The sequence below is a fragment of the Marichromatium bheemlicum genome, assembly GCF_012276755.1.
Lineage (GTDB): Bacteria > Pseudomonadota > Gammaproteobacteria > Chromatiales > Chromatiaceae > Marichromatium > Marichromatium bheemlicum.
Window position 1 is genome coordinate 14149 of the sequence record NZ_JAAXKX010000022.1, and the last position, 20594, is coordinate 34742.

A 20594-nucleotide genomic window follows, 5' to 3' on the forward strand; every position below is an offset into this window, starting at 1 on the left:
ACACCTTGAACGAAAGGTCTCGCACCACACACCCGTCATCGGCGACTCGCGCCCGGATGCGGGCACAGAAGCGCAAGGACACAGCCCCTGAACTCGCCATCCGCCGCGAACTCCACCGGCTCGGCTGCGGTTACCGGGTCGACTACCCGATCCCCGTCTCCAGGCGCCGGGCCGACATCGCCTTCCCGAGATGCAGGATCGCGGTCTTCGTCGACGGCTGCTTCTGGCACGCCTGTCCGCTCCACGGCACAGTGCCGAAACACAATCGCACCTGGTGGGAGAACAAGTTACGCACCAATGTCGCCCGCGACCGTGACACCGACCAGCGGTTACATGAAGCAGGATGGACGGTCATCCGCGTCTGGGAGCACGAGGACCCTGTTGCCGCCGCTCGCGCGATCGCCGAGATCTACGGCGACCTCCGCGCTCGTCAAGCCACCCCCTCCCCCCAATGACACAACCCCTGCAACACCGCACTCATCTCCAGCACCTGTTCCAGGCTCCCGACCTGCCCCAGCCGCATCAGCCGCTTGGCATAACGCAGTGCCTGCGGGGACTTGGCGGCGATTGTTGAGGCCATTTCGTGGACGCGTGCGGTGAGTGCGTCGGGATCGACGACGTCGAGGACGAGGCCGAGGCGGTGGGCCTCGGCGGCGTCGATGACGCGGCCGGTGACGGTGAGGGCGAAGGCGGCCTGGTAGCCGATCTGGCGTTGCAGGAACCAGGCGCCGCCGTCGCCGGGGATGAGGCCGAGGTCGATGAAGGTCTCGCCGAAGCGCGCGCGGGTGGAGGCGATGCGCAGGTCGGCCATGCAGGCGAGGTCGCAGCCGGCGCCGATCGCCGGGCCGTCGACGGCGGCGATGACCGGCACCTCGCAGCGGTAGAGGGCGCGGGGGATGCGCTGGATGCCGTGGCGGTAGCGGCGTTCGAGTTCGGCGGCGTCGCCGGCGAAGTCGCCGCGGCGCGCGGCCATGTCCTTGATGTTGCCGCCGGCGCTGAAGGCCGCGCCCTCGGCGGCGATCACCAGCACCGAGACCGCCTCGCAGGCGTTGACCCAGTCGACGGTGGCGACGATGTCGTCGATCAGGGCGGTGCCGGTGAGGGCGTTGCGCACGTCGTCGCGCGCGAGGGTGAGGGTGGCGACCCGGTCGGCGAGACCGAGCCGGGCATCGGTGAGGTCGGGCGGGTTCATCGCGGGGCCTTCCATGACGGGGCGCCCCGACGGGCGTCGGGGCGCTTGCGGGGATTGCGGATCAGTCGCCGGCCGGTTGCATCACCAGCACCGGGGAGCGCGCGGCGAGCAGCACCTCGCGGGCGAAGCTGCCGAGACGCATGCGTTGCAGCCCGGTGCGACCGTGGGTGGTCATGGCGATCACCGCGCCCTTGATCAGCGCCGCGTACTCGACCACCGCGCGGCTCACGTCGGTGCCGTGGAGCACGTCCCAGTTGGCGCTGACGCCGTAACGCTCGGGCAGGTGGTCGGCGACGCGCCGCAGATAGACCCACTCGCCGGCGTCGGCGCCCTGGCCGAAGCTCGGCTTGAGCACCTGGATCAGCCGCAGCTCGGCGCCGATGGCGCGGGCGAAGGCGACCGCCTCGGGGAGCATCGCCTCGGACAGCGCCGAGCCGTCGAGACACACCAGCAGGCTGCGGATCGGCCCGCTCCAGGCGTCGTCGAGGTGCGGACCGGTGAGCAGGATCGGGCGGTGGGTCTGGCGCAGCAGCTCGCTGGCGACGCTGCCGAGCACCGCCTCGCCGACCACGCCGCGGGCGTGGGTCGACATCACCACCGGGTGATCAGGGCTGGTCGCGCCGATGCGCTCGATCAGCCCGTCGGTGGCGACCTCGTGGACGCCGACCTCGACCTCGGCGTCGTTGAGCCCGCGCGCGGCGAGCAGGCTCTCGAGCAGGGCGCGGCGCTCGGCGGTCTCGCTCTCGCGGGTGACCACCGAGAGCAACCGCGCCCGGGCGCCGAGCTGGCCGGCCAGCGACAGCCCCGGACGCAGCGCGCCCTGGGAGACGGTGGAGGCATCCACCGGGATGGTGACGACAGCAGTGGACATGACGGACTCCTTGCCGCGTCGGCTCAGGCGAGCCAGCGCTTGCGGCGGCGATAGTGTTTGACGTTGAGATAGTCGACCTGGTCGGCACCGCCGAGATAGAACTCCTGCACGTCGGGGTTCTCGCGCAGCACCGCCGCCTCGCCGCTCATCACCACCTGCCCGTTCTCGAGCAGATAGGCGTGATCGACCACCTCCAGCGCGGCGGCGGCGTTCTGCTCGACGAGCAGCACGCCGACCCCCTGCTCGCGGTTGATCTCGCCGATGATGGCGAAGATCTCCTGCACCAGCAGCGGCGAGAGCCCGAGGCTCGGCTCGTCGAGCATGATCAGCTCGGGCTCGGTCATCAGCGCGCGCCCGATGGCGAGCATCTGCTGCTCGCCGCCGGAGAGATAGCCCGCCTTGGTGCGGGCGCGCTCGCCGAGCCGGGGGAAGTAGGTCAACACCCGCTCGCGCAGCTCCTGGTAGCGCTTGCGGCTGCCGCGCAGCGGGTAGGCGGCGAGCAGGTTGGCCTCGGGGGTGAGGTGCTCGAAGATGCGCCGCCCCTCGAGCACGTGCACCAGCCCGCTGGCGACCCGCGCCGGCGGCGCCAGCGCCAGCATGTCGGCGCCCTGGAAGCGGATCTCACCGCGCGTAACCAGCCCGCGCTCGGGCGCGAGCAGGCCGCTGACGGCCTTGAGCGTGGTGCTCTTGCCGGCGCCGTTGCCACCGAGCAGGGCGACCATCTGGCCCTTGCCGATGCGCAGCGACACCCCCTTGATCGCTAGGAACACCCGGTCGTAGACCACCTCGACGTTGCTCAGCTCGAGCAGCGGCGGCGTCACCGGCAGCGACGCGACGCGATTGGCTGCTGTCTCCATGAAGACCCTCGCTCTCTCCTTGGTCGACCGGACAGGCCGGTCGGGTTCGATCGGCGCCGACGACGCGCGCCGGCCCCCTCGCGCACGGTCGCGGACGGGGCGCCCGGCCCCGCCCGCGCCGACTCAGCGCCCGTCGCGGAAGCCCGCGGCGTCCTTCTCGATCTCGTCCCAGACGATGTCCTGATAGACGCTGCGCCACTCGGTGACCGGCACCCAGGCGCCGCCGTCCCAGCGCGACACCCGACCGAAACCGCCGCCCTGGTGGTCGGTGGCGCTGAAGCTCAGCGGCGGCATCAGCCCCTCGGCGTCGAAGTTGCTGATCTGCTCGAAGCCGCGGCGCAGCTTGTCGCCGGTGAGCGGCGCGCCGTACTCGGCGAGCGCCAGGCGCGCGGCCTCGACCGCCACCGCCATGGTCGCCACGCCGATGTTGTAGTAGCTCGAACCGACGTTCTCCTCGGGCCCACTGCCCTCGCCCTTGGCCACCACCTCGTCGAGGATCGCCTGGATCACCGGCAACTCGCGTCCGGGGGCGACCGCCTCGTAGCGCTTGACCCCGGTCATGTGCTTGCCGAGGTGCTCGGCGTCGGCCTCGGCCAGCCACACCACCGAGAGGATGTGCTCGGGGCGGATGCCGTTGCGGATGGCCTCGCGCACCGAGACCTGCTGGCCGCTGCCGGCGCCCCAGATCAGCACCTGGTCGGGCCGGTAGCGACGCACGTCGGACCAGGTCGCCGACTGCTCGGTGCCGGGGCTGGGATAGGCGAAGGCGCGCAGCTCGAAGCCGTGGCGCGCGGCCAGGGTCTCGAGCACCGGCACCGGCTCGCGCCCGAAGGGCGAGTCGATGTGCACCAGGGCGATGCGCTTGCCGGCGAGCCCGCCGAGTTCGGTGTCGATATAGTCGGCGAGGATCGCCGCCTGCGACCAGTAGGTCGCCATCATCGGGAAGACGAAGGGGAAGGTCTCGCCGTGGCTGGCGTCACCGCGACCGTGCAGCGGGGTGATCATCACCACCTCGTCCTCGAGCACGCGGTTGACCGCCGCGCGCGACACCGGGGTGCTGAGGAAGTCGACCAGCACCGCGCCGTCACCGCGGGCGCGGTTGTAGGCCTCGATGCCGCGCTGGGGCTCGTTGGCGGTGTCGCGCACCAGCGCCTCGACGGGGTGGCCATCGAGCCCGCCGCGGGCGTTGACCAAACGCAGATAGTCCTGCTGGCCCTGGTTGTACTCGTTGGTGAGGAAGGTGTAGACGGCGGTGAAGTCCTGCAGCAGCGCAAAGCGCACCGGCTCCTTGTCGGGCACGTTGGCGAGACTCGCGCCCAGGGCCAGGGCGCTACAGGCGCCGAGCAGGCCGCTCAACCATGTCTTCTTCATCGATGGGGTCCTCCTTGTCTCGTCGTTGTCGTGGGTGTCGATCAGCGCTGGGCGTGGCGGAAGGGCCAGACCAGGAAGTACTTGCGGATGTTGTCGTAGATCTTCGCCAACCCCAACGGCTCGAACAGGATCACCGCGATGATCAGCGCGCCGTAGACCATCAGCGGAATGTGGGCGATGAGGTTGAAGGAGACCGGGAACAGCTCCAGCCCCGCCACCCAGGCCAGCAGGTTGGTGAGCACGATCGGCAGCAGCAGGATGAAACCGGCGCCGAGATAGGCCCCGATCACGCTGCCCAGACCGCCGACCAGCACCATCGCCACCAGCTGGATGGAGACGTTGAAACCGAACTGCTCCGGGGTCACCGCCTGGTAGTAGCAGAAGGCGAGGATGGCGCCGCTGACACCACCGAGGAAGGAGCTGGTGAAGAAGGCCAGCAGCTTGTAGCGCAGCGGGTCGACGCCGATCACGGCGGCGGCGAAGTCCTTGTCGCGCACCGCCACCAGCGCCCGCCCGACGCTGCTGCGCTTGATGTTGAGCAGCAGCAGGGTGCAGATCAGCGTCCAGCCGAGCGCGGTGTAGTAGAGCGCGGTGTCGCCGTCGAGGGGGATGAACAGCAGTCGCACCTCGGGGGTGGCGAGGGTGGCCTGCGCTCCGCCCGAGATCACCGGGACGTTGATGATCACCCAGGAGACCAGGTACTGCATCGCCAGGGTCGCCATCACCAGATAGAGCCCCTTGACGCGCAGCGCGGCGGCGCCGAAGACGCAGCCGATCAGCGCCGCGGCCAGCCCCGCGCCGATCAGCGCCAGCTCGAAGGGCACCCCGGCGCGGGCGAGATGGATGCTGGTGTAGGCGCCGATGGCCATCACCGCGGCGAAGCCGAAGTGGAGCTGACCGGCGATCCCCATCAGCAGGGTCAGCGACAGCGCCGCCGCAGTCCAGATCAGCCAGGGCGCGAGATAGCTGTTGAGATACAGCTCGGGCAGCAGCAGCGGCGCGAGCAGCGCCAGGGCGAGCAGCCCGCCGAGCAGGCGGCGGTCGGCGGCCAGCGGCCACAGCTTGCGGGTGGCGGCGTAGCGGGTGTGATGGATGCCGGATTGACGATAGAACATGATCTCAGACCCTCTCGATCTCTTCCCGCCCGAAGATGCCGTGGGGGCGGAACAGGATGGTGAGCAGGATGATCAGCGAGGTCACCACATCACGGGTGCCGCCACCGACCAGGGGATCGACATAGCCGGGGACGACGCTGCCGAGGATGCCGACGACCAGCCCCGCGACCAGCACCCCGTGGATGCTGTCGAGCCCGCCGAGGATGACCACCGCCACCGCCGGGAAGAGCAGCGTGGTCAGGCTCCAGTCGACGCCCTGCACCGAGCCCCACATCACCCCGGCGGCCACCGCTGCGACCCCGGCGAGCCCCCAGGAGACGGCCACCGCGCGCTCCACCGAGATCCCCACCGACCAGCTCGAGACGTGATCGTCGGAGACGGCCAGCAGCTTGGTGCCGAGGCGGGTGCGGAAGAAGAACAGCGCCAGCCCGATCATCAGCGCGCCGATCGCCCCGCCGATCAGGTACTCGCGGTTGATGAACACGTCGCCGACGATGATCGGCATCATGTCGATGCCGAGATCCAGGCTCTTCGGCGCGGCGCCGAGCAGCCCCGGACCGAGGCCGCGCAGCAGGCTCTCGAGCCCGAGGGTGAGCATCACCACCATGATGATCGGCTGCCCGACCATGCGCCGCAGCAGCACCCGCTCGGTGAGCATGCCGAACAGGAACATGCCGAGCACGGCCACCAGCAGCGCCACCACCACCGGCGCACCGAGCCAGCCGGCGACCATCCACACCAGATAGGCGGCGATCATCACCATCGCCCCCTGGGCGAGGTTGGGCACCCCGGAGGACTTGTAGATCAGCACGATGCCGAGCGCGACCAGGCCGTACATCAGCCCGGTCAGGGCGCCGTTGATGGTCAGTTCGATGAGGAATGCGATATCCATGCTCAGGCCTCCTCGGCGATGCGGTCGGCGTTCACCCGGGCGATGGCCAGGTGACGCTTGAGGGTGCCGGAGGCGCCGGTCTCGTAACCGATCCGGGCCTCGTACTCGATCGAGTCGCGTCCGGCGTAGAGCGACTCGATGATCGGCGCATAGTGGGCGTCGATGACGTCGCGGCGCAGCTTGCGGGTGCGGGTGACCTCGCCGTCGTCGGGATCGAACGCCTTGTGCAGGTTGACGAAGCTGCGGATCGCCAGCGCCGGCGGCAGCAGCGCGTTGACCCGCGCCACCTCGGCGCGCACCAGCGCATAGACCTCGGGCTTCTGCGACAGATCGGCGAAGGAGGTATAGGGCACGCCGTTGATCTGCGCCCAGTGCCCCACCGCCTCGCTGTCGATCACCACCAGCGCGGCGAGGAAATCGCGCTCGCGCCCGAGCACGCAGGCCTCGCGGATGTAGTCGCTGAACTTCAGCCGGTTCTCGATATAGGTCGGGATGAAGCGCTCGCCGGTGTTGGTGTAGACCACCTCGGAGAGCCGTCCGAGCACCACCAGCTGACCGTCGGCCTCGAGCTGGCCGGCGTCGCCGGTGTGCATCCAGCCCGCGCGCAGGGTCTCGGCGGTGGCCTCGGGGTTGTCGAAATAGCCGTCGAAGACGTTGTCGGCGCGCATCAGGATCTCGCCCTCGTCGCTGATGCGCAGCTCCACCCCGGGGAAGGGCCGCCCGGCGGTGTGCAGGCTCACCGAGCCCGGGTCCTGGGCCACGCACAGCGCGCAGTTCTCGGTCTGGCCATAGAACTGACGCAGGTCGAGCCCGAGCGCGCGGAAGAACAGGAACACGTCCTCGCCCATGGCGTCGCCGGCGGTATAGGGGCGCGCCACCCGCCGCAGCCCGAGCTGGTCCTTAAGCGGGCCGAACATCAGCACCTCCCCCACCCCGCGCCACAGCCGCCGCCACGGCGCCGGACGCCGGCCCTCCAGACGATCGCGTTCGAGCCGCTCGGCGAAGGGCATGAAGTGGGCATAGAGCGCGCGCTTGAGCGGACTCGACTCCTTGATGCCGACCTGGATGCGGGTGAGCATGCTCGACCAGGCGCGCGGCGAGCCGAAGTAGAGCGTCGGGGCGATCTCGCGCAGGTCGTGGAGCGCGGTCTCCTGCTGCTCGGGGATGTGGACACAGAAGCGCAGCAGGATCGCCGCGCCGACCGAGAAGATGAAGTCCCCCACCCAGGCCATCGGCAGATAGGCCATGTGCACCTCGCCCTCGCGGAAGTAACCGGCGCGCGAGGCGTTGCGCACCGCCGCGATGATGTGGCCGTGCTTGAGCGGGATACCCTTGGGCCGCCCGGTGGTGCCGGAGGAGTGCAGCAGCACCGCCGGGGCATGGACGCTGGTGCGCTCCTGCAGCGCCGCGCGCAGTCCCGGCTCGGCGCTGAAGCGCGCGCGGCCCTGTGCGCTCAGCGCCGCGATCGCCCGGGCGCCCGGCGGTGGGGCCTGCTCCAGCCCGCGCGGGTCGTCGTAGAGGATGTGATCGAGCGCCCCGTAGCCGGCCACGCGGATCGTCAAGAGCTTGTCGACCTGCTCCTGGTCCTCGACCAGGGCGCAACGGATCGACTCGGCCTCGAGCTGGCCGCGCAGCTCCTCGGGCGGGGTGTCGGGATAGGCCGGCGAGGGCAGCGCGCGCAGCGCGATGGCCGCGAGCATGCCGAAGTAGAGCGCCGGGCGGTTGTCGCCGATCACCAGCACCCGATCGCCGGGCTCGACCCCCAGGGCCTCGAGCCCGGCGGCCAGCGCCAGCACCTCGTCGAGGTACTGGCGCCAGGTGTAGCCCTGCCAGATGCCGCGCCGACGCTCGCGCAGCGCCACCTCGTGACCGTGGTGCTCGGCGTTGTACACCAGCCAGTGGATGAGATGGTCGTGGGACTGCCAGTGCGGGTGCAGCGCGATGTCCCCGATCGCGTGCGGCTGGCGCTGTTCAGGCTGCATCCTTCACCCTCCCGATATAGGCCGCGACCACGGTGGGATCGTTGATCGCCTCGCGGGTCGGTCCCTCGGCGATCTTCTCGCCGTTGTTGAGCACCACCGCGCGGTTGCAGATGGCGGTGACCACGTCCATGTGGTGCTCGATGAGCAGCATGGTGGTGCCCATGGCGTCGCGCGCATCGAGGATGAAGCGCACCATGTACTCCTTCTCCTCCTGGTTCATCCCCGCCATCGGCTCGTCGAGCACCAGGAAACCGGGCTCGGCACAGAGCGCGCGCGCCAGCTCGACGCGCTTTTGCATCCCCAGCGGGATGACGTCGACCGGCTCGTCGCGCACGCTCTCGAGCTGGAGCAGGTCGATCACCTCCTCGACCCGCACCCGGTGGGCGACCTCCTCGCGCTCGGCCCACCACCAGTAGAAGGCCGCGCCGAGGATGCTCGGGCGCATGAACAGGTGGCGCCCGAGGAGGATGTTGTCGAGCACGCTCAGCCCGCGAAACAGCGCCACGTTCTGGAAGGTGCGCGCCACCCCCTTGCGGGCGATGCGGTGGGGCTTGAGCCCGCTGATGCGCTCGCCGCGATAGCGGATCTCGCCCTGCTGCGGCGGATAGAAGCCGGTGATGGCGTTGACCAGGGTGGTCTTGCCCGAGCCGTTGGGACCGACCAGGCCGAAGATCTCGCCCCGGTGGATGTGCAAATCGATCCCCTTGAGCGCCTGCAGTCCGCCGAACCAGCGGCTGACCGCGGCGCATTCGAGTATCACCTCGTCGGGATCATGGTCCTGTCGCGTCGTCGTCACGCCTGTGTCCTCCCTGCTCTCCTCGTGTGTCTCGGCGCCCCTGTCATGGGTGCAGGGGAGCGCGCCCGCTCGCACGGCGGGCGTCGTCGTCATGGCTCGCGGATCGGACCGGGCGCGGCCCGGTCGGGGAGAGACCGGCCCGCCGCCCTCCGTGGCGTGGCCGGTGCACTGGGCCGGGGCGCGTGCCCGGCCCCGCGGCGCCCTCCCGGCGCCGCCCGTCGCTCACGCGATCAACCGGTCTCCTCGGCGCGCCCGAGCGCGGCGATGCTCTGCTCGCGCAGCATGGTCTTGAGCGCCCGCCCAGTGCTGCGCGGCAGCTGCGGATAGAGACGCACATAGCGCGGCACCTTGAAGTAGGCGATCTGGTCCTTGCAGTACTCGCGCAGCGCCTCGGGTTCGAGGCTCGCGCCCGGCTGCAGCTCGACGCAGGCGCACACCACCTCGCCGAGGCGCGCGTCGGGCACCCCGACGACCACCGCCGCGCGCACCGCCGGGTGGGTCTCGAGGAAGCGCTCGACCTCCTCGGGGTGGATGTTCTCGCCGCCGCGGATGATGGTGTCCTTGACCCCGCCGACGATGCGGCAATAGCCCTCGGCATCGAGCACCGCGAGATCGCCGGTGTGCAGCCAACCGGCCTCGTCGATCACCCGCGCGGTCAGCTCGGGGTCGTCCCAGTAGCCGCGCATCAGGCTGTAGCCGCGCACGCACAGCTCGCCGGGCTCGCCGACCGGGCGGATGCGCCCGGCGTCGTCGATCACCTTGGCCTCGAGGTGCGGGCCGATGCGCCCGACCGTCTGCAGCCGCCGCTCGACCGGGTCGTCCGGGGCGCTCATGAAGGAGACCGGCGAGGACTCGGTCATGCCGTAGGCGATGGTCACCTCGGCCATCCCCAGGCGACGTCTCACCTGATCCATGGTCTCGGGCGGACAGGGCGCGCCGGCCATGATGCCGGTGCGCAGTCGGCCGGGGTCGAAGGTCTCGGCGCGGGGGTGATCGAGCATCGCCTTGAACATCGCCGGCACCCCGTAGAGCGCGGTGCAGGACTCAGCGGCGACCGCCTCCAGGGTGGCGAGCGGGTCGAACCCCGGCCCCGGATAGACCATGGCGCTACCGTGCAGCAGACAGGCCATGTTGCCCATCACCATGCCGAAGCAGTGATAGAGCGGCACCGGGATGCACACCCGGTCGGCGGCGCCGAGCCCGAGCTGGCGCCCCACCATCAGGCCGTTGTTGACGATGTTGTGATGGGTCAGGGTGGCGCCGGCCGGCGGGCCGCCGGTGGCGTTGCTGAACTGGATGTTGACCGGGTCGTCGGGGTCGACCGCAGCGGCGAGCGCGCGCACCCGCTCCAGGGTCTCGGGGGCGGGCTCGACGAGCAGCGTGGAGAAGGCGACGGTGCCCGGCCAGGCCTCGTCGTCGAGACGGATCACCCGTTCGAGCGCGGGCAGCGCCTGGGCCGCCAGTGGCGCCTCACCGGCCGTCGCCAGCTCCGGCAGCAGCTCGGCGAGCAGCGGCGGATAGTCGGTCTCGCGGATGCGCTGCTCGACCACCAGCGCGCGTGCCCCGACCAGCGCCAGGGCGCGCTCCAGCTCGGCCGGGCGCAGCGCCGGGTTGAGGCTCACCAGGATCATCCCCAGCCGCGCGGTGGCCAACTGCACCAGGGTCCACTCGATGCGGTTGCCGGTACACACCGCGATGCGGTCGCCGGCGACGAAGCCGAGTTCGAGCAGCCCGGCGGCGAGCCGATCGACCCGGGCATCGAGCCCGCGCCAGTCGAGCCGCGCATCCCGCCCCCGATCGACCAGCGCCAGTCCCTCTGGCCGGGTCTCAGCGAGTCGTCTCAGACAGTCGCCGACCGTCACCCCCTGGAGCGTCTGCGTTGCGGTCCCGTGCACATAACTGCGCCGAAGCTGATCCATCTGGCTCCTCCTGAGAAGGTTGTCTGACGGCGTGGCGGGCGTCTCGGTCTCGATGCGGATCCTGCCGCTGGGATAGAATCTATTTGCCGTTTACGTCCACGTCAACTATTTTCTCACACGTTCGTCGGGGTTGGCACGGCACCACCCTTCATCATCGATTCAGCGCAGAGATTGCGTAGAATAGCCGGTTGACCCAGCACCGCCCCGCCCCCACCAGCGCCCGAGGCGGAAAAGCGACGTTAACGTCAACAACAAAGACATGACACCCTTGCAGGAGAACCCCTGGCGCATGAGCACATCGACCAAGCCCCAACCCGAACAGGAGCCCGGCGGCACCACCTACACCATCGGCGAGCTGGCCCGCGAGTTCGACATCACCACCCGCACCATCCGCTTCTACGAGGATCAGGGCCTGCTCTCGCCAACCCGGGTCGGCTCGCGTCGGCTCTATCGCCGTCGCGACCGCGCCCGGCTCAAGCTGATCCTGCGTGGCAAGCGCCTCGGCTTCACCCTCGCCGAGATGCGCGAGGCCTTCGACCTCTACGACGAGGCCCACGGCGAGGCGCAACAACTGCGCTACTACCTCTCGGTGCTCGACGAGAAGCGCCAGCACCTACTCCAGCAGCGCGACGACCTGGAGGCGACCATGCGCGAACTCGAACAGTCCTACGCCCACTGCCAACAGCTGCTCGAACAGCAGGAGCGCGAACGCAACGGTGCACAGCGGATTGCGTCGTAGGGGTAGCGGCCAGGGCTCAGCGGCCAGCTGTCAGCGACCAGCCTCCAGTCAGCGGGATCCGGACACCTCGCAGGTCATCGGGCGTCGATCGAGCCGTGAAGACGTAGTAGCGGCGATGGCGGTCAAGGCACGGTTTCCAGCGACCAGCGACCAGCGACCAGCGACCAGCCGCCAGCTTCCAGCCACCAGTCAGCGGGATTCGGACACCTCGCAGGCCATCGGGCGTCGCTCGAACCGCGAGGACGTAGTAACGGCGCTGGTGGTCGAGGCACGACTACCTGCCACCAGCGACCAGCTTCCAGCCGCCAGTCAGCGGGATTCGGACACCTCGCAGGTCATCGGGTGTCGCTCGAACCGTGAGGTCATAGCAGATGCGATGGTGGCTTCCAGCCACCAGCCGTCAGAGCAGCGAGACCCAGCTGCCTCGCAGGCCATCAAACATCTCTGCGAACCGCGAGCACGTAGCAGCAGCACTGGTGGCTGGTGGCTCCGGTGAAATCATGGCGGCCTGATCCCACCGAACCCCGCCCCTCCCCGCAAACTACGCCCAGCCGCGACTGCCGACTGGCGGCTGGCGACTGGTCGCTGATGGCTGGTCGCTCCCCCTATTGACGTTTACGTCAACGTTATTTAGCATCGACCTTAACCGCAGGGATGCGCCCGGACCGCGTCTGGACGCGAGCGAGGACGCGCGCCCCGCGCCGCCACGCCGAAGGCCGGTCGAGGACCGCCCCCCGGCGCACCGATCCGTCAACGGAGGACACGCGCATGATGCAGTTCCCGACCCTGGACTTCGACCTCGGTGAGGAGGTCGAGATGTTGCGCAGCGCGGTGGCCGAGTTCGCCGCCGCCGAGATCGCCCCGCGCGCCGCCGCCATCGATCACGACAACGCCTTCCCCGCCGACCTCTGGCGCAAGTTCGGCGACCTCGGGCTGCTCGGTCTCACCGTCGACGAGGACGACGGCGGCACCGGTATGGGCTATCTCGCCCATATCGTCACCATGGAGGAACTCTCGCGCGCCTCGGCCGCGGTCGCCCTCTCCTACGGCGCCCACTCCAACCTCTGCGTCAACCAGATCCGGCGCAACGGCACCCCCGAGCAGAAGGCCCGCTATCTGCCCAAGCTGATCAGCGGCGAGCACGTCGGCGCCCTGGCGATGTCCGAGCCCGGCGCCGGCTCCGACGTGGTCGGCATGCGGCTGCGCGCACGCCGCGAGGGTGATCGCTACATCCTCAACGGCAACAAGATGTGGATCACCAACGGCCCCGACGCCGACACCCTGGTGGTCTACGCCAAGACCGACCCCGAGGCCGGCTCGCGCGGCATCACCACTTTCATCGTCGAGCGCGACATGCCCGGTTTCTCCACCGCGCAGAAGCTCGACAAGCTCGGCATGCGCGGCTCCAACACCTGCGAGCTGGTGTTCGAGGACTGCGAGGTGCCGGTCGAGAACGTGCTCGGCAGCGAGGGCGGCGGGGTGCGGGTGCTGATGTCCGGGCTCGACTACGAGCGCGCGGTGCTCGCCGGTGGGCCGTTGGGGATCATGGCCGCCTGTCTCGACGTGGTGCTGCCCTATGTCCACGAGCGCGAGCAGTTCGGCCAGCCGATCGGCGAGTTCCAGCTGATCCAGGCCAAGCTCGCCGACATGTACACCAACCTCAACGCCTGTCGCGCCTACGTCTATGCCGTGGGCCGCGCCTGCGACCTTGGCCGCACCACGCGCAAGGACGCCGCCGGCGCCATCCTCTACAGCGCCGAGCGCGCCACCGCGATGGCGCTCGACGCAATCCAGTGCCTCGGCGGCAACGGCTACATCAACGAGTACCCCACCGGGCGGTTGCTGCGCGACGCCAAGCTCTACGAGATCGGCGCCGGCACCTCGGAGATCCGGCGCATGCTGATCGGCCGCGAGCTGTTCAGGGAGACGGCCTGAGGCCGAGGGAGGACGGCGGGGGACGAGGAGGACAGCCCGACCTCGCCGTCGGACACGCGCGAAGCATCAGGGTCAGGGACAACCGATGAATGTCATCAAGAGCAAGATCGATCCGCGTTCGGAGACCTTCCGCGCCAACCGCGAGGCGATGGACGCGCTGGTCGCCGACCTGCGCGCGCGCGTCGCCGCGGTCGCCGCCGGCGGCAGCGAGCGGGCGCGGGCGCGCCATCTCGAACGCGGCAAGCTGCTGCCGCGCGAGCGCATCGAGGTCCTGGTCGACCCGGGCTCACCCTTCCTCGAACTCTCGCAGCTCGCCGCGCTCGGGCTCTACGACGACGCCGTGCCCTCGGCCGGGATCATCACCGGGATCGGTCGGGTGTGCGGGCGCGAGTGCATGATCGTGGCCAACGACGCCACGGTGAAGGGCGGCACCTACTACCCGCTGACCCTGAAGAAACACCTGCGCGCCCAGGAGATCGCCCAACACAACCGCCTGCCCTGCATCTATCTGGTCGACTCCGGCGGCGCCAACCTGCCCAACCAGGACGAGGTCTTCCCCGACCGTGACCACTTCGGTCGCATCTTCTACAACCAGGCGGTGATGTCCGCGCAGGGCATCGCCCAGATCGCGGTGGTGATGGGCTCGTGCACCGCCGGCGGCGCCTATGTGCCGGCGATGGCCGAGGAGAGCATCATCGTCAAGGAACAGGGCACCATCTTCCTCGCCGGCCCGCCGCTGGTGAAGGCGGCCACCGGCGAGACGGTCAGCGCCGAGGCGCTCGGCGGCGCCGAGGTGCACTCGCGCACCTCCGGGGTGACCGACCACTTCGCCCTCCACGACGCCCACGCCCTGGGGCTGGCGCGCCGCGCCGTGTCCCGGCTCAACCACACCAAGCCGATGCCGCTGGAGATCCGCCCCAGCCGCCCGCCGCGTCACGACCCGGCCGAGCTCGGCGGCATCGTCCCGCCCGACAACCGCACCGCCTACGACGTCCGCGAGGTGATCGCGCGCATCGTCGACGGCTCCGAATTCGACGAGTTCAAGGCGCTCTACGGCACCACCCTGGTGTGCGGCTTCGCCCACCTCAACGGCTATCCGGTCGGCATCGTCGCCAACAACGGGGTGCTGTTCTCGGAGTCGGCGCTCAAGGGCACCCACTTCATCGAACTCTGCAGCCAGCGCGGCATCCCGCTGATCTTCCTGCAGAACATCACCGGCTTCATGGTCGGGCGCAAGTACGAGTCCGGCGGCATCGCCAAGGCCGGGGCGAAGATGGTCACCGCCGTGGCCTGCGCCCGGGTGCCCAAGTTCACCGTGATCATCGGCGGCAGCTTCGGCGCCGGCAACTACGGCATGTGCGGGCGCGCCTACTCGCCGCGACTGCTGTGGATGTGGCCCAACGCGCGCATCTCGGTGATGGGCGGTGAGCAGGCGGCCAACGTCATGGCGCAGGTACGTCGCGACACCCTGGAGACGCGCGGCGAGTCCTGGTCGGCGCACGAGGAGGCGGCGTTCAAGCAGCCGATCCTCGAGCAGTACGAGCGCCAGGGCCACCCCTACTACGCCACCGCGCGACTGTGGGACGACGGCGTGATCGACCCCGCCGACACCCGCACGGTGCTCGCGCTCGGGCTCTCGGCGAGCCTCAACGCGCCGATCGAAGAGACCCGTTTCGGCCTGTTCCGCATGTGAGCATTCACCCACAGGAGCCACCCCGATGCCACAGACCCGACTCAGCCTGCGCATCGAGGCCGGCGTGGCCCAGCTGCGCCTCGCCCGCCCCGAGCGTCACAACGCCTTCGACGACGCCCTGATCGCCGAGCTGACCGAGACCCTGCAGGGCCTCGAGCGCGACCAGCGGGTGCGTTGCGTGGTGCTCGGCGGCGAGGGCGCGAGCTTCTCGGCCGGTGCCGACATCGACTGGATGCGGCGCATGGCCGACTACGACGAGCCCGCCAACCAGGCCGACGCCCGCGCCCTCGGCGCGCTGCTCTCGACCCTCCACCGACTCGCCAAGCCGACCCTCGCCCGGGTGCAGGGCGCGGCGATCGGCGGCGGGCTGGGGCTGGTGGCCGCCTGCGACCTGGCCTTCGCCACCGCCGACGCCGCCTTCGCCCTCACCGAGGTGCGCCTGGGGCTGATCCCGGCGGTGATCGCGCCCTATGTGATCGCCGCCATCGGGCCACGTCAGGCCAGCCGCTACATGCTCACCGCCGAGCGCTTCGACGCCGCCGAGGCCGAGCGCATCGGCCTGCTCCACGGCATCAGCCCGGACCTCGCCGCGCTCGATGCGCGCATCGCCGAGATCACCGCCGCGCTCGCCGCCAACGGCCCCGAGGCGATGGCCGCGGCCAAGACGCTGATCCGGCGCGTGCACGGCCAGCCGATCGGTCCCGAGCTGGTCGAGGAGACGGCGCGCCGCATCGCCCGCATCCGTGTCGGCGCCGAGGCGCAGGAGGGCCTCGGCGCCTTCCTCGACAAGCGCGCGCCGCGCTGGCGCACGACGCCCGCCGGCTGAGGCCCCGTCCAACCACGCAGGGAATCGCACATGTTCGACAAGATCCTGATCGCCAATCGCGGCGAGATCGCCTGCCGCATCGCCCGCACCTGCCGCGCGCTCGGGGTGCGCACCGTCGCCGTCTACTCCACCGCCGACGCCGACGCCCGCCACGTCGCGCTGTGCGACGAGGCCTGGCCGATCGGCGCGGCACCGGCGCGCGAGAGCTATCTCGACGGCGCGCGCATCATCGAGGTGGCGCGCCGCGCCGGTGCCGAGGCGATCCACCCCGGCTACGGCTTCCTCGCCGAGAACGCCGCCTTCGCCCGCGCCTGCGCCGAGGCCGGGCTGGTGTTCATCGGTCCACCGCCGGCGGCGATCGAGGCGATGGGCTCGAAGCAGGCGGCCAAGGCGATCATGATCGAGGCCGGGGTGCCGGTGGTGCCCGGCTACCACGGCGACGACCAATCGCCCGAGCGCCTCGCCGCGGCGGCCGCGGAGATCGGCTATCCGGTGCTGATCAAGGCCACGGCCGGTGGCGGCGGCAAGGGCATGCGCCGGGTCGACGCCCCGGCCGACCTCGCCGAGGCGCTGGACGCCGCCCGGCGCGAGGCGCGCTCGGCCTTCGGCGACGACCGGGTGCTGATCGAGAAGTACCTGCTCACGCCGCGTCACGTCGAGGTCCAGGTGTTCGCCGACAGCCACGGCGAGGTGGTGCACCTGTTCGAGCGCGACTGCTCGATCCAGCGTCGCCACCAGAAGGTGATCGAGGAGGCCCCGGCCCCTGGGCTCGACGCACGCGCGCGCCAGCACCTCGGCGAGACGGCGATCGCCGCGGCGCGCGCCATCGACTATGTCGGGGCCGGCACCGTGGAGTTCATCATGGACGCCGAGGGCCGCTGCTACTTCATGGAGATGAACACCCGGTTGCAGGTCGAGCACCCGGTCACCGAGGCGATCACCGGCACCGACCTGGTCGCCTGGCAACTGGCCGTCGCCGCCGGCGAGCCGCTGCCGCGGCGCCAGTCGGAGCTGACGATCGCCGGTCACGCCTTCGAGGTGCGGGTCTATGCCGAGGACCCGGCGCGCGACTTCATGCCCGCCACCGGCACCCTGCACCACCTGCTCACGCCGCCGCCCGACGCGCATGTGCGCATCGACAGCGGGGTGCGCGCCGGCGACACCATCTCGGTGCACTACGACCCCATGATCGCCAAGCTGATCGTCCACGACCGCGACCGCGACCGCGCGCTGGCGCGGCTGCGCCAGGCGCTCGAGGGCTTCGTGGTGGTCGGGGTCAGCACCAACCTCGGGCTGCTCGGGCGCCTCGCCGCGCACCCGGCCTTCGCCGCCGCGCAACTCGACACCGGCTTCATCGAGCAACACCGCGACACCCTGCTCGCCGCGCCGACGGCCCCCGACTGTCGCATGCTCGCCGCCGCCACCCTACACCAGCTGCTCGGCGTCGAGCGCGAGGCGCGCGCGCGCGCGGCCGACTCCAGCGACCCCTACTCGCCCTGGCACGCGACCTCCGGCTGGCGGCTCAACACCGACTGTCACCGCACCCTGCACTTCATCGACCCGCTGCGCGCCGAGACCCTGACCGTGGTCGCCCACTATCGCGACGACGGCTTCCGGCTCGAGACCCCGCGCGAGACCCTCGCGGTCGACGGCCAGCTCGACGCCGAGGGTCACATCCGGCTGCGCGTCGACGGGGTCCAGAGCGAGGCGCGGGTACTGCAGGACGGCGCCGAGCTGACCGTGGCGATGGCCGGGGAGACCCGCACCCTGGTGGTCCACAACCCGCTCGCCGCCGGCATGGACGACGCCCATGAGGAAAACCGCCTGGTCGCGCCGATGCCGGGCATCGTCGTCGCCGTCCACGTCCGCCCCGGCGAGCACGTCGACGAGGGCGACGCACTGCTGGTGCTCGAGGCGATGAAGATGGAGACGGTGATCCGTGCCAGTGCCGCCGGCGTGGTCGAGACGGTGCACTATGGCGAGGGCGATCAGGTCGCCGAGGGCAGCGAGCTGGTGGTGATCGGCGAGCCGGCGACCGACTGAGCCGGCCCCGACGACAGCGGCGTGCGTCACCGCGCGCGCCATCAATCCGAGGGAGTCAGTATCGATGGAACAAGACGCGACCTATTACTTGGAGGACCTGCCCCCGGGCACCCGCTTTCGCAACGATGCGGCGGTGACCCTGACCGAAACGGAGATCATCCGCTTCGGTCGCGAGTTCGACCCCCAGCCCTATCACACCGACCCGGAGGCGGCGCGTCACACCTTCTTCGACGGGCTGGTGGCCAGCGGCTGGCACACCATCGCGGTGATGACCGGGTTGGCGATCCGCTCGCCGATGCGCCTGGCCGAGGGCCAGATCGGTCTCGGCGCCGAGGGCATCCGCTTCATCAAGGCGGTGCGACCGGGCGACGCCATCCGTCTGGAGATCGAGGTGCTGGAGAACACCCCGTCGCGCTCGCGTCCCGGCTGGGGGGTGATCCGGGTGTGCTGGCGGGCCTTCAACCAGCACGACGAGGCGGTGCTCGAGGTCTGCCCGAGTATCCTGGTGCGCGCCCGCGGCACGGGGGCGGCGGCATGAGCCGGGTACGCGTGGTCGAGGTCGGCCCGCGCGACGGGCTGCAGAATGAGCCCACGGCGGTCGCGACCGCAGTCAAGCTGGAGCTGATCGCGCGGCTCGCCGCCGCCGGGCTGCGCTGGATCGAGCCGACCGCCTTCGTCTCGCCGCGCTGGGTGCCGCAGATGGCCGATCATGCCGAGCTGATGGCCGCGCTCGAACAGACGCCGGGCATGCACTACCCGGTGCTGGTGCCCAACCTCCAGGGGCTGGAGCGCGCGCTCGAGGCCGGGGCGCGCGAGATCGCGGTGTTCACCGCCGCCTCCGAGTCCTTCACCCGGCGCAACATCAACTGCGGCATCGACGAGAGCCTGGAGCGCTTCGCCCCGGTGATCGCGCGCGCCGGCGCCCTCGACATCCCGGTGCGCGGCTATGTCTCCTGCGCCCTCGGCTGTCCCTACGAGGGCGCGATCGCGCCGGCGGCGGTGGCGCGGGTGGCCGAGCGGCTGGCCGCGCTCGGCTGTGCCGAGATCTCGCTCGGCGACACCATCGGCATCGGCACCCCAGGACAGGCGCGGGCGATGGTCGAGACGGTGGCCGAGCGGGTGCCGATGGCACGGCTCGCGGCGCACTTCCACGACACCTACGGTCAGGCGCTGGCCAACCTCCACGCGGTGATCGAGGCCGGGATACGCACCGTCGACGCCTCGGTCGCCGGGCTCGGCGGCTGTCCCTACGCGCGCGGCGCCTCGGGCAACGTCGCCACCGAGGAGGTGGTCTACATGCTCCACGGGCTCGGCTTCGACACCGGGGTCGATCTCCCCGCGCTGGTCGAGACCGCACGCTGGATCGGCGAGCGGCTCGGGCGCCCGCCCTCGCGCCTGGCGCGCGCCCTCGCCCCCGCCGACTGAGGCCGCGGGCGGCTCAGCGCCGCACGAACCCGGCCTGGAGGATGCGGATGCGGTCGGCGGCGAGGTTCTCCATCAGGTTGCTCGCCATGGTGCCGAAGCCCTCGCCGAAGATCAGCGCCGGTCCCAGCACGGCGCCGCCGTCACGGCGCTCGCGCGCGCTGTGCTTCTGGCGCCAGCGCAGCCCGTCGGCGGTGATGTCGTCGACGAACGCGGCGCGGAAGCCGTGGCCGGTGAAGCGCTCGATCAGCGCCTCGCGCTCGAGCAGATGACTGTGGCGCGGGCTGTCGGCCCAGGGCACCGGGAAGCGCAACGCGTCCTCGGCACCGCCGGCGACCACCTCGTGGACCAGGATGCGGCCACCGGGGCGCAGCACCCGCTGTGCCTCGAGCAGCACCCGCATCATGTCGGGGACGTTGAGCAGCACGTGCTGCGCCCAGATCAGGTCGAAGGCGCCCTCGGTAAACGGCAGGCGCTGGGCGTCGCCGCAGACGAAGTCGCCCGCCGCGGCCATGCCGGTGGCGCGGGTGAGCCAGCCGGCGACCCCGACGAAGCCGGCGGTGAGGTCGATCCCGGTCACCTGCAGGCCGTACTCGGCCATCAGCAGCCGGGCGCTGCCGCCGGTGCCGCAACCGAGGTCGAGCACCCGCGCGCCGGGTTCGACGCCGGCGCGCTCGAGCAGCCGGCGACTGGCCTCGCGCCCGCCGACGTGGAGCTGGTCAATGGCGGCGATGTCGTCGCAGTCGAGCCGGTCGGGGTCGAGCGCCTCCTCGCATAGCGCCGCACGCAGCCGCTGTTGTAGATCCTCCGGCGCATAGCGCGCCGCGAGCGAACGAGCATAGGTCGATTGGGACATGAATCGTGCTCCTCCATGAACGCCCCCGGCAGGTCGCCGGGGCGGCTGGTGCCCGGCCCCGCAGACGCGAGGGCACCGGGCACAC

At 70.7% G+C, this 20594-nt stretch carries 18 protein-coding genes; 8 read left to right on the top strand and 10 right to left on the bottom strand.

The window, feature by feature from the left end:
* Window positions 1-56 precede the first annotated feature (56 nt).
* Window positions 57-455 (top strand): very short patch repair endonuclease, encoded by a 399-nt coding sequence (locus tag HF203_RS13285; RefSeq protein WP_168670492.1) that lies wholly within the window; start codon window positions 57-59, stop codon window positions 453-455.
* Here the strand turns inward: HF203_RS13285 and HF203_RS13290 are convergent.
* The 9 genes from HF203_RS13290 to HF203_RS13330 all read right to left on the bottom strand — a co-directional run bounded on the left by HF203_RS13290 (window position 431) and on the right by HF203_RS13330 (window position 10995).
* Complete coding sequence (locus HF203_RS13290; RefSeq protein ID WP_168670494.1) at window positions 431-1192, bottom strand: enoyl-CoA hydratase-related protein; 762 nt, start codon at window positions 1190-1192, stop codon at window positions 431-433. The genes HF203_RS13285 and HF203_RS13290 overlap by 25 nt on opposite strands.
* A gap of 61 nt (window positions 1193-1253) precedes the next feature.
* Window positions 1254-2063 (bottom strand): universal stress protein, encoded by an 810-nt coding sequence (locus HF203_RS13295; protein ID WP_168670496.1) that lies wholly within the window; start codon window positions 2061-2063, stop codon window positions 1254-1256.
* Window positions 2064-2086: 23 nt separating this feature from the next.
* Complete coding sequence (locus HF203_RS13300; RefSeq protein WP_168670498.1) at window positions 2087-2920, bottom strand: ABC transporter ATP-binding protein; 834 nt, start codon at window positions 2918-2920, stop codon at window positions 2087-2089.
* Between the two features lie 123 nt (window positions 2921-3043).
* Complete coding sequence (locus HF203_RS13305; protein ID WP_168670500.1) at window positions 3044-4291, bottom strand: ABC transporter substrate-binding protein; 1248 nt, start codon at window positions 4289-4291, stop codon at window positions 3044-3046.
* 41 nt (window positions 4292-4332) lie between these two features.
* Window positions 4333-5406, bottom strand: coding sequence for a branched-chain amino acid ABC transporter permease (locus HF203_RS13310; protein ID WP_168670502.1), 1074 nt, complete (start codon window positions 5404-5406; stop codon window positions 4333-4335).
* 4 nt (window positions 5407-5410) lie between these two features.
* Window positions 5411-6298, bottom strand: a complete 888-nt coding sequence (locus HF203_RS13315) for a branched-chain amino acid ABC transporter permease (RefSeq protein ID WP_005224230.1) — start codon at window positions 6296-6298, stop codon at window positions 5411-5413.
* A gap of 2 nt (window positions 6299-6300) precedes the next feature.
* Entirely contained in the window at window positions 6301-8280 is a 1980-nt protein-coding gene (locus HF203_RS13320; protein WP_168670504.1) for an AMP-dependent synthetase/ligase, read from the bottom strand.
* Entirely contained in the window at window positions 8270-9076 is an 807-nt protein-coding gene (locus HF203_RS13325; RefSeq protein ID WP_025275262.1) for an ABC transporter ATP-binding protein, read from the bottom strand. Before HF203_RS13325 ends, HF203_RS13320 begins: the two co-directional genes overlap by 11 nt.
* Before the next feature lie 230 nt (window positions 9077-9306).
* Window positions 9307-10995: an AMP-binding protein gene (locus HF203_RS13330; RefSeq protein ID WP_168670506.1), complete on the bottom strand. Its 1689-nt coding sequence runs from the start codon at window positions 10993-10995 to the stop codon at window positions 9307-9309.
* Window positions 10996-11284: 289 nt separating this feature from the next.
* On the opposite strand from HF203_RS13330, the gene HF203_RS13335 reads away from it, so the two are divergent.
* From HF203_RS13335 to HF203_RS13365, 7 genes are all read left to right on the top strand, one after another.
* A complete protein-coding gene (locus HF203_RS13335) occupies window positions 11285-11734 on the top strand; it encodes a MerR family transcriptional regulator (RefSeq protein ID WP_168670508.1) in 450 nt (149 codons plus the stop codon).
* Between the two features lie 771 nt (window positions 11735-12505).
* Window positions 12506-13669: an isovaleryl-CoA dehydrogenase gene (locus HF203_RS13340; RefSeq protein WP_200189317.1), complete on the top strand. Its 1164-nt coding sequence runs from the start codon at window positions 12506-12508 to the stop codon at window positions 13667-13669.
* A gap of 85 nt (window positions 13670-13754) precedes the next feature.
* A complete protein-coding gene (locus HF203_RS13345; protein WP_062271321.1) occupies window positions 13755-15362 on the top strand; it encodes a carboxyl transferase domain-containing protein in 1608 nt (535 codons plus the stop codon).
* 25 nt (window positions 15363-15387) lie between these two features.
* Entirely contained in the window at window positions 15388-16188 is an 801-nt protein-coding gene (locus tag HF203_RS13350; RefSeq protein ID WP_062271324.1) for an enoyl-CoA hydratase-related protein, read from the top strand.
* 30 nt (window positions 16189-16218) lie between these two features.
* Window positions 16219-18231, top strand: coding sequence for an acetyl-CoA carboxylase biotin carboxylase subunit (locus HF203_RS13355; protein WP_168670510.1), 2013 nt, complete (start codon window positions 16219-16221; stop codon window positions 18229-18231).
* Between the two features lie 64 nt (window positions 18232-18295).
* A complete protein-coding gene (locus HF203_RS13360) occupies window positions 18296-18769 on the top strand; it encodes a MaoC family dehydratase (RefSeq protein WP_062271329.1) in 474 nt (157 codons plus the stop codon).
* Window positions 18766-19656, top strand: coding sequence for a hydroxymethylglutaryl-CoA lyase (locus tag HF203_RS13365; protein WP_168670512.1), 891 nt, complete (start codon window positions 18766-18768; stop codon window positions 19654-19656). The genes HF203_RS13360 and HF203_RS13365 overlap by 4 nt, the downstream gene beginning before the upstream one ends.
* 13 nt (window positions 19657-19669) lie before the next feature.
* Here the strand turns inward: HF203_RS13365 and HF203_RS13370 are convergent, their stop codons facing one another.
* Window positions 19670-20509, bottom strand: a complete 840-nt coding sequence (locus tag HF203_RS13370) for a class I SAM-dependent methyltransferase (RefSeq protein ID WP_168670514.1) — start codon at window positions 20507-20509, stop codon at window positions 19670-19672.
* Window positions 20510-20594 lie beyond the last annotated feature (85 nt).